Origin of the sequence: Nocardioides sp. GY 10127 (assembly GCF_004919085.1) — a bacterium.
Taxonomy (GTDB): Bacteria; Actinomycetota; Actinomycetes; order Propionibacteriales; family Nocardioidaceae; genus Nocardioides.
On the sequence record NZ_STGL01000008.1, the window covers coordinates 56414 to 69249 of the forward strand.

The following is a 12836-nucleotide window of genomic DNA, read 5'->3' on the forward strand; positions in this document are numbered from 1 at the left end:
TCGTTAGAAGTTGATGCTGGGTGAAGGGGACTGAGGGTGGCGCCGGGCGGGGGTCTCACCCGCCCGGCGCCTCACCGGCTCAGACTTCCTCGACGCTGCTGGGCTCGCGACGGGACAGGTCGATGCCGAGCTCCTCGGCGGCGCGGAAGACGTCCTCCTCCGCGTCGCGCAGCTCGATCTGCGACCCGTCCTGGCTCAGCACCTCGACGTTCAGGCAGAGGGACTGCATCTCCTTGACGAGGACCTTGAAGGACTCGGGGATACCGGAGTCCGGGATGTTCTCGCCCTTGACGATGGCCTCGTAGACCTTCACACGACCCGGGACGTCGTCCGACTTGATCGTGAGCAGCTCCTGGAGGGCGTAGGCGGCGCCGTACGCCTCCATCGCCCAGACCTCCATCTCGCCGAACCGCTGGCCACCGAACTGGGCCTTACCGCCCAGGGGCTGCTGCGTGATCATCGAGTAGGGGCCGGTGCTGCGCGCGTGGATCTTGTCGTCGACCAGGTGGTGCAGCTTCAGGATGTACTTCATGCCCACCGCGACGGGCTCCGGGAACGGCTCGCCGGAGCGGCCGTCGAAGAGCCGCGCCTTGCCGGTCTCGTCGATCAGGCGGTCGCCGTCACGGTTCGGCAGGGTCGCACCCAGCAGACCGGTGATCTCGTCCTCGAGCGCACCGTCGAAGACCGGCGTGGCCAGCTTCGTGTTTGGCTCGGAGGTCTCCAGGCCGATGGAGCGCAGGCGCTGCTTCCAGGCGATGTCGTCCGGAGCGCCGGAGAGGTTGAGGTCCCAGCCCTGCTTGGCCAGCCACCCGAGGTGGAGCTCGAGGATCTGGCCGATGTTCATCCGTCGCGGGACGCCCAGCGGGTTCAGGATCACGTCGACCGGGGTGCCGTCCTCCATGAACGGCATGTCCTCGATCGGCAGGATCTTGGCGATGACGCCCTTGTTGCCGTGACGGCCGGCGAGCTTGTCACCCACGGAGATCTTGCGCTTCTGCGCCACGTAGACGCGGACCAGCTGGTTCACGCCCGGGGGCAGCTCGTCGCCGTCCTCGCGGTCGAAGACCCGGACGCCGATGACGGTGCCGGACTCGCCGTGCGGGACCTTCATGGAGGTGTCGCGCACCTCGCGCGCCTTCTCGCCGAAGATCGCGCGGAGCAGGCGCTCCTCGGGGGTCAGCTCGGTCTCGCCCTTGGGCGTCACCTTGCCGACGAGGATGTCACCGGTGGTGACCTCGGCGCCGATGCGGATGATGCCGCGCTCGTCGAGGTCGGCCAGACCCTCCTCGGAGACGTTCGGGATGTCCCGGGTGATCTCCTCGGGGCCCAGCTTGGTGTCGCGGGCGTCGACCTCGTGCTCCTCGATGTGGATCGAGGTCAGCAGGTCCTCCTGGACCAGGCGCTGGGAGAGGATGATCGCGTCCTCGTAGTTGTGACCCTGCCAGGGCAGGAAGGCCACGAGGAGGTTGCGACCGAGGGCCATCTCGGCGTCGTCGGTGCAGGGACCGTCGGCGATCGGCGAGCCGACCTCGACGCGGTCGCCCTCCTTGACCAGGGGGCGCTGGTTGATGCAGGTGCCCTGGTTCGACCGGCGGAACTTGGCCATCCGGTAGGAGGAGTAGGTGCCGTCGTCGTTGAGGGTCTCCACCAGGTCGGCGGAGACCTCCTTGACGACACCGGCGGCCTCGGCGGTGACGACGTCACCGGCGTCCACGGCGGCGCGGTACTCGATGCCCGTGCCGACGAGCGGCGCGTCGCTGCGGATCAGCGGGACGGCCTGACGCTGCATGTTGGCGCCCATGAGCGCGCGGTTCGCGTCGTCGTGCTCGAGGAACGGGATGAGGGCGGTCGCGACCGACACCATCTGGCGCGGCGAGACGTCCATGTAGTCGACCTCGCCGGCGAGGAGCTCGGAGACCTCGCCGTCGCGCTGGCGGACCAGGACGCGCTCGTTGACGAAGCGACCCTCCTCGTCCAGCACGGCGTTCGCCTGCGCGATGACGAAGTGGTCCTCGTCGTCGGCGCTGAGGTAGTCGATCTTGTCCGTGACCTGGCCGTCGACGACCTTGCGGTAGGGCGTCTCGACGAAGCCGAACGGGTTGATCCGGCCGAAGGAGGCCAGCGAGCCGATCAGACCGATGTTCGGACCCTCAGGGGTCTCGATCGGGCACATGCGGCCGTAGTGCGACGGGTGGACGTCACGGACCTCCATGCCGGCGCGGTCGCGGGACAGACCACCGGGGCCCAGCGCCGAGAGGCGACGCTTGTGCGTCAGGCCGGCGATCGGGTTCGTCTGGTCCATGAACTGCGAGAGCTGCGAGGTGCCGAAGAACTCCTTCAGCGCCGCGACGACCGGGCGGATGTTGATCAGCGACTGCGGCGTGATCGCCTCGACGTCCTGCGTGGTCATGCGCTCGCGGACGACGCGCTCCATGCGGGCGAGGCCCGTGCGGAGCTGGTTCTGGATCAGCTCGCCGACCGTGCGGATGCGACGGTTGCCGAAGTGGTCGATGTCGTCCGACGCGATCTCGAGGGTGCCCTGCGGGGTCTCGAGCTCGGTGCGGCCGTCGTGCAGCGCGACGATGTACTTGATCGCGGCGACGATGTCGTCGACCGTCAGCGTCTGCTGGTCGAACGCCTCGACCAGACCGAGCTTCTTGTTGATCTTGTGGCGGCCGACCTTCGCCAGGTCGTAGCGCTTCGGGTTGAAGTAGTAGTTGTTCAGCAGCGTCTGCGCGGCCTCGCGCGTCGGCGGCTCGCCCGGGCGGAGCTTGCGGTAGATGTCGAGCAGCGCCTCGTCCTGGTTGGCCGTGTTGTCCTTCTCCAGGGTCAGCATGACCGACTCGTACTCGCCGAACTCCTCGCGGATCTGCTCGTTCGTCCAGCCGAGCGCCTTGAGCAGGACGGTGACGTTCTGCTTGCGCTTGCGGTCGAGACGGACGCCGACGAGGTCGCGCTTGTCGATCTCGAACTCGAGCCAGGCGCCGCGGCTCGGGATGAGCTTGGCGGAGTAGATGTCCTTGTCGGACGTCTTGTCGGCGGCGCGCTCGAAGTAGACACCCGGGCTGCGCACGAGCTGCGAGACGACGACGCGCTCGGTGCCGTTGATGACGAAGGTGCCCTTGTTGGTCATGAGCGGGAAGTCGCCCATGAAGACCGTCTGGCCCTTGATCTCACCGGTGTCGTTGTTGGTGAACTCGGCGGAGACGTACAGGGGCGCGGAGTAGGTGAAGTCCTTCTCCTTGCACTCGTCCACGGTGTACTTCGGGTCGTAGAACACCGGGTTGTCGAACGACAGCGACATGGTCTCGCTGAAGTCCTCGATGGGGGAGATCTCCTCGAAGATCTCCTGCAGGCCCGACTTCTCGGACACGTCCTCGCCGACGTCGCGGCGGCGGTCGACCTCCGCCAGCCACTTCTCGTTGCCGATCAGCCAGTCGAAGCTGTCGGTCTGCAGGGCGAGGAGCTGGGGGAGAGCCAGGGGCTCAGAGATCTTTGCGAACGAGGTGCGGCGGGAGATACCAGGGGTGGCAGGCGCAGCCAAGAGTCATCCTTCGACAGGTCAGCTCATCGAATGGCGCCGCCCCCCACTCAGAGAGCCACCGGGCAGGCTTCAGGCATTTGAGGGCAGGCGCAAAGCGCAACAGTACCCGAGGGGGACATTCACCACAACACCTGGGAGGGGGCCCGGTAGCCCCGTCCGGACGATGATGCGGGCGGCGGACGGCGCGGTCAAGCGGTTCGGCACAACTGGCAGCGCGTGTCGCGCCACCCTGTGAGCCCCCGGTGAGCCGCCGGAGGGGTCCCGCCCCGGCGCACCGCTCCCCCGCCGGCGCCTCCGCCTGCGCCCCAGTGAGCGCTCCAGTGAGCGCTCCTGTGAGCGCTCCTGTGAGCGCTCCTGTGAGCGCCCCCGGCCGGCCTCGCGGTCAGTCGCCCAGCGGGGTGGTGGTGATGTCGTCGACCAGCCACTCCCCGTCGGTCTCCACCATGGTCAGGGTCAGCTGGTCCTGGAAGACGTCGGGGGTGGTGACCTGCGCGTTCGTCCGCTGACGGTTGCACAGGACGAGCACCTGGACGCGTCCGTCACCGACCCGGACGATGCCGGAGTCGACCACGTCGACCGGCCCCACGACGGTCTTCGTCTTCGGGGCGTTCTCCTCCAGGACGGCGAACAGCGGGTCGTAGCTGTCCTCGACGTAGGAGTCGGTGAGGAACGTGCGGGCCCGCGCGGCGTCCTCGTCCATCGTCCGGTAGTCGTAGCTGAGGATCGGACCCACGGCGCGCTCGGCGGCGGCCTGGGCCTCGGCGGCGTCCGCCTCGACCGTGCCCGCGTCGCCCTGGATGACGCGGTGGTGGGGCTGGGCGGCCACCGCGGCGGTGCCCCCCACGCACAGCGCCGCCAGCAGCGCGACCGCGGCCAGCAGCCAGCCCGACGGCACCCAGCCGGTGGCCGGCTCGTCGTTCCGCGTGGGGCCGGCGGCCGGCTCGGCAGGCGGCTCGGTGGCGGCGGTGGCGGTGGCGGTGGTCGCGACGCGGGTCTCCGCGGAGGTCTCCACGGGGGCCGCCGCCAGCGTGGCGTCGTAGGCGACCCGGCGGTCCGGGTCGAGGAGGGCCTCGGCGGCCTCGGTGGCGAGCTTGGCGCGCCGGTCGCCGGGGTCGAGGTCGGCCAGCGCCTGCCGCCAGGCGGCGCGCACCTCGTCCGCCCCGGCCGTGGGCTCGATCCCGAGGACGTCGTACCAGGTCGGGCCGCTCACGAGCCGCTCCCGTCGGTCGACCCGGACGTGACGCCCGCGCCCGTGACCGGGGTGAAGTCGTCGACCAGCCACTCCCCGTCGATGAGGCGCAGGGTGACCTCGACCCGGTAGGGGGCCGACTCGTCCTCGACCCGCTTGCCCTTCTTGCCCGGGTAGGTGTTGGTGAACTCGCCGGTCACCAGCGCGACCGCCTTCGTGTCGGCCAGCGAGGAGACGCCGACGGAGTACACCTCGGTGGTCCGGCCGAGCCCGGCCTGCGCGACCGTCGCCTCGGCCACCGTCACCTGCTTGTCGAACTCCGCGGAGAAGGCGGGCGTGAGCAGCGCCGAGACGTCGGCCCGGTAGTCCGGCATCGTCCCGTCGTCGTCCAGCTCGCCGGGGCCGTAGGTGTTGACCCGGAGCATGAACGCCCGCGCCGCCTCGGCCACCTGGTCGCGGGTCACCTGGACGTCGTCACGCCCGGTGAGCACGGCGCTCACCCGGCTGCCGAGGGGCTGGTCGGAGGGGGTGCGGGAGTGGACCAGCCAGGCGGTCACCCCGAGCGAGGCGACGATCAGCAGGACGAGGTCGAGCAGGAGGAAGCGGCGCAGCAGCGCGCCTCGACGGGTCACCCGCCGGCGTCCGTCCGACATCCCGACGGGCAGGTCGGCGTCGGTCACGGTGCTCTCCTTCGCGCTCTCCCGGGCGGGTGCCTCGGCGGCGTCCACGCGGGTCATCCCTGCCCCCCGGAGCCGGCGCCCAGCGGGTCCAGCCACAGCCAGGAGGCGTTGCCGGCCAGGGTGTCCGGGACGGCGGTGGAGGCGTCCGTGCCGTCGGCCGGCACCCCGCCCCACGTCAGGTCACCGGTGTCGGGATCGTAGCTGGCCACGACGTCGTCGGGGTCGTAGTCGGCGGCGGCTCGCGGGTAGATGTTCTGCGCTCCTCGGGGGTTGGACTGCGTGGGCGCCTCGGTGCACCGGGCGTCGGTGTTCATCTCCCTGTTCCCGCGCTGCGCGGGGGTCCGGACCCTGGTCCCCTCGTAGCCCTCGTGGCACATCGCGGTGTCGGTGATGATGAGGCCGAAGTGGGCGTCGTAGAGGCCCGTCGTGGGGCTCTTGGAGACCACGGTGAACCCGCCCTCGACCACGTAGGGGTAGATGACGAGCAGCTGCTCGACCCCGTCCAGGTGCCGCCGGACCACGCGCCCGGTGGTGACCAGGTTGTTGATGAGGTCGCCGAGCTCGACGCCGTTGTCCTCGAGGAAGGTGCGCAGCACCCGGGCGGTCGAGCCGCCCTCGTCGATGACGCGGCGCAGGTCGGGGTCGGCGCCCGCGAGGGTGCGGGTGAAGAGCCGCAGCTGCCGGGCGAAGGTGCGGATGTCGTCCTCCGAGGCGAGCTGCCCCTTGAGCACGGTGTTGGCGTCCCGGATCAGGTCGGTGGTGACCTGGAAGTTGTCGTCGGCCTTCTGGATGAAGTCGCCGCCGTCGTCGAGGATGCGGGAGAGGTCCTCCCCGCTGCCGCCGAACGCGGTGCCGAGCTCGCTCACGGTCGTGCGCAGGGCGTCGCGGTCCACGGACGACACGGTGCGGGCCACGTCCCCGAGCAGCTTCTCGGTGGCGATGGGGACGGCGGTGTCGGCCGTGTCGATCTCGGAGCCGTCCTCGAGGTACGGCTCGCCCTTGCTCTGCGGCTGGAGGTCGACGTACTGCTCGCCGACCGCCGACGCGTTCGCCACGACCGCGAGCGTGTCGGCCGGGATCGTGTCCTTGTCCTTGTCGATCTGCAGGTGCACGTCGACCCCGTCGTCGGTGAGCGTGAGCTCGTCGACGCGGCCGACCGGCACCCCGCGGTAGGTGACCTGCCCGCCGGCGAAGATGCCGCCGCCGGAGTCGGCGAAGTGCGCGACCACCTCGTAGCTGGTGTCGCGGAAGAACCGGTCGAGCTGCGCGTAGGTCGCCCCCACGTAGGAGCAGCCCAGCAGCGTGATGAGGGCGAAGACGAACAGCTGGATGCGGGTGCGGCGGGTGATCACTGGCCGGCCCCCTGTCCGTCGGCGGCGGAGCCCGTCCCCGGCACCATCCCGGGCACCAGCAGCGCCACGAGGTCGGCGTCGAAGGCGGTGCTGAGCTGGCCCATGGTGACCCCGCTCCCCGCCTCGGTGGAGGAGGCGGAGGAACCGCTGCCCACCTGCGCCGGGGTGCGCAGGGCGTCCACGCCGGCGCGGCCGAGGCCGGGGATCGAGACGGACGGCAGGATCGAGGGCAGGACGCCCCCGTTCCCCGAGCCCGAGGACGACGAGCCCCCGCCCGGCAGGCCGGGCACCTGGTTGAGCAGCACGCACACGGTGGCGTCGGCGTTCTTCGGCTTCGCGCAGTCCTCGCGCAGCTGGGCGAGGGCCTCGGCGTCGGCCAGCACCGCCTGGCAGGCCTTCGAGGTGAGGTCGCCGCTGGCGATGCACTGCGCCACGTCGTCCACGATCTTCGTCGGGTCGATCTCGGAGGGCACGAGCGTGGGCAGCGCCGTGGGGATCTCGGTGGGCAGGCCCGGGATGCCGAGGGAGAGGTCGAGGTCCATCTCGATCGAGAGGTTCGTGTAGTCGCCCATGTGCAGGTTGCGCGCGACCTGGGGGTTGCGGCCCACGACCTCGTCGACGAACGGGTAGGTGAGGAAGACGTTGAAGGACTTCACCAGCGCGTCGCCCGAGTTCGCCAGCTCGCCCAGCACCGGGCGCAGGTTGCGCAGGGTGGCGACCGTGGAGGCCTGGGTCTCGCGGATCACCCGCACCCCGACGTCGGAGAGCTGGTCGAGCGCCTTGAGCATCCGCACCAGGTCGTCGCGCTGACGGTTGAGCGAGGTCAGGGCCGAGGGCAGCTCCTCCAGCGCGGAGTCGATCGACGGCTGCTGGCGGCGCACCTCCTTGGCCAGGCGGTCGAGCCGCTCGATGGCGTCGACGATGTCGGCCTTGTTGTCGTCGAGGGTGCGCACCAGCGTCCGCACCTGGAGGAGCAGGTCGCGGGCGTCGCCCTCGCGGCCGTCCAGGGCGGTGTTGAGCTCGGTGGCGATGGTCTTCAGCTGGGCCACGCCGCCGCCGTTGAGGACGAGGCTGAGTGCGCCGAGCACCTCCTCCACCTCCGGGTTGCGGCCGGTGTCGGCGAGGCCGATGACCGCGCCGTCGGCGAGTGAGCCGGTGCCACCGTCGGTGGGGGCGTCGAGCTCGACGAACTTCTCGCCGAGGAGGCTCGTCTGGCGCAGCTGGGCGACGGGGTCGGCGGGCAGGTCGGTGTCGCTGCGCAGCCGCATCGTCACCACGGCGGTCTCGCCGTCCTGGGCGAGCCGGACGTCGGTGACCTCCCCGACCGTCACGTCGTCGACCTTCACGGTCGAGCGGGGCACGAGGTCGAGGACGTCGCGGAAGCGGGCGGTCACGGTGATCGGGTCGTCCCCGAGGTCGGGGCCGCCGGGCAGCGGCAGCGAGTAGACGTCGAAGCTGCGTCCGCAGCCGGACAGCAGCAGCGGCAGGACGAGCGCGAGGACGAGCAGCCGGGCGGCGCGGACGCGGGCGCGGGCGGGCGTGCGGGCGGGCGTGCGGGTCACTGCTGCACCTCCACGAGTCCGCCGAGCGTCGCGTCGGAGAGCACGTCCGAGGCGCTGGCCTGCTGCTTCTTCCCACGCAGGGCCGCGAGCGCGCCGGGCCTGGGCAGGACCCCCTTCAGCGCGTCGCACAGGCCGCCGGTGTCGTCCACCGACTCCGCGACCGTGCACAGGACCAGCGCGGGGTCGGTCTGGATCTGGTCGCCCAGCATCGCCAGGTTGGCGTTGGTGTCCAGCGTGCCGGCCTGCGGGTTGTAGGTGAGGTAGAGGTTGTTGAGCGCCAGCGGCGCCGTCCCGAGCGTCTCGTCGAGCGCGGCGCGCTGCTTGACGAGCACCTTGGCGACCCGGTTGAGGCCCTTGATGTCGGTGCTCAGGCCGTCGGAGTTCTGCTGGACGAAGCGCCGCACGTGCCCCAGCGCCGTGGCCAGCTGCGAGAGGGCCTTCGCCAGGTCGGTGCGCTCGCCGGCGAGCATGGTCGAGACGTCCGCGAGCGAGGAGTTGAAACGCCGCACGGTGGTGTCGTTGTCCGCGAGGGTCTCGAGGAACTGCTGGAGCTCGGAGGAGGCCGAGAAGAGGTCGTCGGAGTTGTCGTCGAGGGTGGTGGTGAGGTCGGCGAAGTCGCTCAGCGTCTGGCGGAAGGACGCGCCCTGGCCGCCGAAGTTCCGCGCGGTCTGCACGAGGAGGTCGCTCAGGGCCCCGTCGCTGTTGGCGCCGTCGGGCCCGAGGGCGACGGTGAGGTCGTCGAGGCTCTGGTACACCTGGTCCAGCTCCAGGGGGACGGCCGTGCGGTCGGTGCCGATCTCCGCGCCCGACTTCATCGTCGCGCCGCCGGTGTAGGCCGGGGTGAGCTGGACGTAGCGGTCGCCGACGACGGACGGCGAGATGATGACGGCCTTGGCGTCGGCCGGCACGTCGACGTCCTCGTCGTACTCCATCGTCACCACGACGTCGGTGCCGTCGGGGGTCACGGAGGTGATCCTGCCGACCGGGACGCCGAGGATGCGGACGTCGCTGCCCTCGTAGAGCTGGGCGGCAGAGGTGAAGCGGGCGGTCACCGTCTTCTCCCCGCCGCGGTCGAGCACGAGGACCAGGCCGGTCACCACGACCGCGAGGACGACCAGGCCGAGCAGCGGAAGACGCAGGGTGCGCAGGGCGGAGGTCACGACACCCCACCCCCGTTCGCCAGGTCGGCGACCGGCGGGAAGTTCTGGATGTAGGTGTCGAACCACGGGCCGTTGCCCAGCGTGGAGGCGAAGACCCGGTAGAAGGGGGCCATCAGCCGCAGGCTGTCGTCGATGTTGTCCTCGTTCTTGTTGAGCACGTCCAGGACCGACTCGAGGTTGCTCAGGGCGGGCGCCAGGTCCTTGCGGGACGCCTTGACCAGCGCCGTCAGCTCCCGCGAGAGACGCGAGGTGGAGACCAGCAGCCGGTGGACGGCCGCCCGCCGCTGCACCAGGGCCCGGAACAGCACATCGGCGTCCTTCATCAGCGCGACGATGTCCTCGTCGCGGGCGTCCAGCACCGTCGAGAGCCGCCGCAGGTTCACCAGCAGCGTGTTGATCTGCTCGTTCTTGGACGCCAGCGTCGAGGAGAGCGCGGAGACGCCGGCCAGGGCCCCGCGGAACTCCTCGGGGGTGTCGCGGGTCAGGTCGGCGAGCGTGCGCAGCGACCGGGAGAGCTGGTCGGTGTCGATCCGGTCGGCCGTGCTGGCCAGGCCGGTGAACGCGTCCACCACGTCGAAGGGCGAGGTCGTGTTCGCCTCCGGGATCGTGCCGCCGGGCTGCATGGTGGAGAGGTCCTGGCCGGAGTCACCCGAGTCACCCGAGCCACCGGAGCTGTCCGTCGCCGTCGGCTCGACGGCCAGGAACATGTCGCCGAGCAGCGTCTTGACCCGGATCGAGGCGTGCGCGTCGGTGTCGAAGGTGTCGTCGGTGCTGATCCGGAACCCGACGCGGACCTTGTCGCCGTCCAGCTCGATGCTGCGGACCTCGCCGACGCGGACCCCGGCGATGCGGACCTCGTCGTCCACCTTGAGACCGCCGGCCTCGCTGAACTCGGCGTAGTAGTCCTGCCCGCCGCCGATGAGGGGCAGGTCCTGGGCGCGGAAGGCGACCACCAGCAGCAGCGCCAGCACGAGGAGGCTGACGGCGCCGACGATGACGGGGTTGCGCTCGCGGAACGGCTTGCTCATCCGAGGTCGCACCTCGCCGTCCCGGTGTCGTAGTTCAGCTTCCTTGTGCTGCCGCCGGGCAGCTTCACGTCGGCCTCGAAGTGGCACAGGTAGAAGTTGAACCAGGAGCCGTAGGTGGCGGTGCCACCGATCTTGTTCAGCTTCACGGGCAGGACCTGGAGGGCACGGTCGAGCTCCGGGGCGTTGTCGTCGATGTTCTTGGTCAGGCGACGCAGCTGGCGGATGTCGCCGACGAGCGGCTCCCGCACGTCCGTGACGAGCCCGGCCGTCTTCTCCGACAGCAGCGAGATCTGGGTGAGGGAGTCGAGGATCGGGCCCCGGTCCGTCTTCAGCCCGTGCACCAGGCGCTTGAAGGTCACGATGAGCGAGGAGAGCTGGTCGTCGCGGTCGGCGAGGTGGTCGAGCGCCTCGTTGAGGTTGTCGATGAGGCTGCTGATCACCTGGTCGCGGTCGGCGAGCGTCTGCGTGACCGAGGCGGTGTGCCCGAGCAGGCTCTCCAGGGTGCCGCCCTCCCCCTGGAAGACCTGGACGATCTCGTAGGAGAGCTGGTTGACGTCGGCGGGGCTCAGCGCCTGGAACAGCGGCTTGAACCCGTTGAAGAGGACGGTGAGGTCGAGCGCCGGCGCCGTCTGGGAGACGTCGATGACGGGCTCGCCGTCCTCGCTGCCCAGGTCGACCTCCGGGCCGTCGGGCCGCTGGTCGAGGGAGATGTAGCGCTGCCCGACGAGGTTGCGGTACCGGATCGTCGCGTGCGTGACGTCGGTGACCGGCACCTGGGTCTGGAGGTCGAACCGGACCATCGCCAGGTGGCCGTCCACCACGTCCACGTCGGTGACGCTGCCGACCTTCACGCCGGCCACCCGGACGTCGTCGCCGGCCACGACGCCGGTCGCGTCGGTGAAGGTGGCCCGCACGGGCCGGGTCTCGGCGAAGGAGAGGTTGCCGACCGTGACCACGAGCAGGGCCGTGGCCAGGGTGGTGACCAGGATGAAGATGCCGAGCTTGACCAGGTCGGCGGTGGTGCGGGCGTCGAGGAGCTTCATCCGAGGCTCACCTCCGCGCCGCGCGCCATCGGGCCCACGAGGAGCGCCCCGAGGTCCGGCACGTCCTCGGTCGTGGTGCCCATCCCGGGCGCCAGGAGCGACTTGAGCAGGTCCGTCTCCGCGATCGAGCCGGCCCGGCCGCCGGAGGTGCGGAAGAAGTAGCTGGGCGTGACCCGCGACGTCCCCTTCCCCGTCGGCTCGTCGACGCCGTCGTCCATGTTCGGCTGGGCGCGCAGCGGGTTCTCCTGGCTGAAGGGCGGGTTCGGCAGGTGCAGGCAGCTCGGCCCGCGCGTCTCGCCGTACCGCGGGACGTCGGCGGCGGTGTAGGCACGCGGCTGGTTCGGCAGGGTCTCGAGCACGATGTGCAGCGTGTGGTTGCGCCAGGCCTGGGACTGGATCTTCCCGGCGTTGACCAGGCCCTTGGCCAGGCACGAGAACTCCGGGGCGTACTTGGCCAGCAGTCGCACCTGCGGCTCGGAGACCTGCCCCAGGCTGATCAGGTTGTCCTCGTTGTCCCGGAGGAACGTGCGGGCCGTCCCGGAGAACGCGGTGACGTCGGTGAAGAGCGCGTTGAGCGTGTCCTCGCGGTCGCGCAGGGTGGTCGTCGTGGTGACCGTGTCGTCGAGGATCTGCCCCACGGCCGGCAGCACGTCGGCGTAGAGGTCCGACACCTTGGCGGTCAGCCGGAGGTCCTCGATCAGCTTCGGCAGCTGCGGGTTGAGCCGGCGCAGGTAGCGGTCCAGCGTCACGATGTTCTGGCCCAGCGCCTCGCCCCGGCCCTCGAGCGCGGTCGCCAGCGCGTTGAGGGTCGCGTTGAGGTCGGCGGGGCGGACGGTCCGCAGCAGCGGGTAGAGGTCGTCCAGGACCTCCTCGACCTCGGTGGAGAGGCGGGTCTGGGTGATCACGTCACCCGCCTGGATCGGTCCGGCGGGGTCGTCCGGGGACTGGAGACTGACGTACTTCTCGCCGAACAGCGTCTTGGGCACGATGTAGGCCGAGACGTTGGCCGGGATCTCGCTCGTGGCGTCCGGGAAGAGCCCGAGCTCGACGTCCACGCCCTCGGAGGTGACGTCGAACGACATCACCTCGCCCACGATCACCCCGCGGATCTTCACGTCGCCGCGCCGGGGCAGCTGGAGCCCGGCGTGCGTCGTGCGCAGCGTGACCGTGGTGTAGTCGCGGAACTTGCCGGTGAACTGGGCGTACGTCAGCCACACCGCCACCAGGAGCAGCGCGAGGAAGACGAGGCCCAGGACGCGGGCGCGGGACAGGAGCACG

The 12836-nt window shown here is 70.6% G+C and carries 9 protein-coding genes; all 9 read right to left on the reverse strand.

Going from position 1 to position 12836, the window contains the following annotated elements:
- Nucleotides 1–79 precede the first annotated feature (79 nt).
- The 9 genes from rpoB to E8D37_RS15000 all read right to left on the reverse strand — a co-directional run bounded on the left by rpoB (nucleotide 80) and on the right by E8D37_RS15000 (nucleotide 12835).
- Complete coding sequence (gene rpoB / locus E8D37_RS14955; protein ID WP_136570612.1) at nucleotides 80–3544, reverse strand: DNA-directed RNA polymerase subunit beta; 3465 nt, start codon at nucleotides 3542–3544, stop codon at nucleotides 80–82.
- Nucleotides 3545–3926: 382 nt separating this feature from the next.
- Nucleotides 3927–4754 (reverse strand): J domain-containing protein, encoded by an 828-nt coding sequence (locus E8D37_RS14965; RefSeq protein ID WP_136570613.1) that lies wholly within the window; start codon nucleotides 4752–4754, stop codon nucleotides 3927–3929.
- Nucleotides 4751–5413, reverse strand: a complete 663-nt coding sequence (locus E8D37_RS14970; protein ID WP_136570614.1) for a hypothetical protein — start codon at nucleotides 5411–5413, stop codon at nucleotides 4751–4753. The genes E8D37_RS14965 and E8D37_RS14970 overlap by 4 nt, the downstream gene beginning before the upstream one ends.
- Nucleotides 5414–5466: 53 nt before the next feature.
- Nucleotides 5467–6765 carry an MlaD family protein gene (locus tag E8D37_RS14975; protein WP_136570615.1) on the reverse strand — a complete coding sequence of 433 codons (1299 nt, stop codon included), beginning with the start codon at nucleotides 6763–6765 and terminating at the stop codon, nucleotides 5467–5469.
- Entirely contained in the window at nucleotides 6762–8327 is a 1566-nt protein-coding gene (locus tag E8D37_RS14980) for an MCE family protein (protein ID WP_136570616.1), read from the reverse strand. The genes E8D37_RS14975 and E8D37_RS14980 overlap by 4 nt, the downstream gene beginning before the upstream one ends.
- Nucleotides 8324–9487 carry an MCE family protein gene (locus E8D37_RS14985; protein ID WP_240770478.1) on the reverse strand — a complete coding sequence of 388 codons (1164 nt, stop codon included), beginning with the start codon at nucleotides 9485–9487 and terminating at the stop codon, nucleotides 8324–8326. Before E8D37_RS14985 ends, E8D37_RS14980 begins: the two co-directional genes overlap by 4 nt.
- Nucleotides 9484–10515 carry an MCE family protein gene (locus E8D37_RS14990; protein ID WP_136570617.1) on the reverse strand — a complete coding sequence of 344 codons (1032 nt, stop codon included), beginning with the start codon at nucleotides 10513–10515 and terminating at the stop codon, nucleotides 9484–9486. The genes E8D37_RS14985 and E8D37_RS14990 overlap by 4 nt, the downstream gene beginning before the upstream one ends.
- Complete coding sequence (locus E8D37_RS14995) at nucleotides 10512–11558, reverse strand: MCE family protein (protein WP_136570618.1); 1047 nt, start codon at nucleotides 11556–11558, stop codon at nucleotides 10512–10514. The genes E8D37_RS14990 and E8D37_RS14995 overlap by 4 nt, the downstream gene beginning before the upstream one ends.
- On the reverse strand, nucleotides 11555–12835 hold the full coding sequence (locus tag E8D37_RS15000; protein WP_136570619.1) for an MCE family protein: 1281 nt from the start codon (nucleotides 12833–12835) through the stop codon (nucleotides 11555–11557). Before E8D37_RS15000 ends, E8D37_RS14995 begins: the two co-directional genes overlap by 4 nt.
- Between the last annotated feature and the right edge of the window lies 1 nt (nucleotide 12836).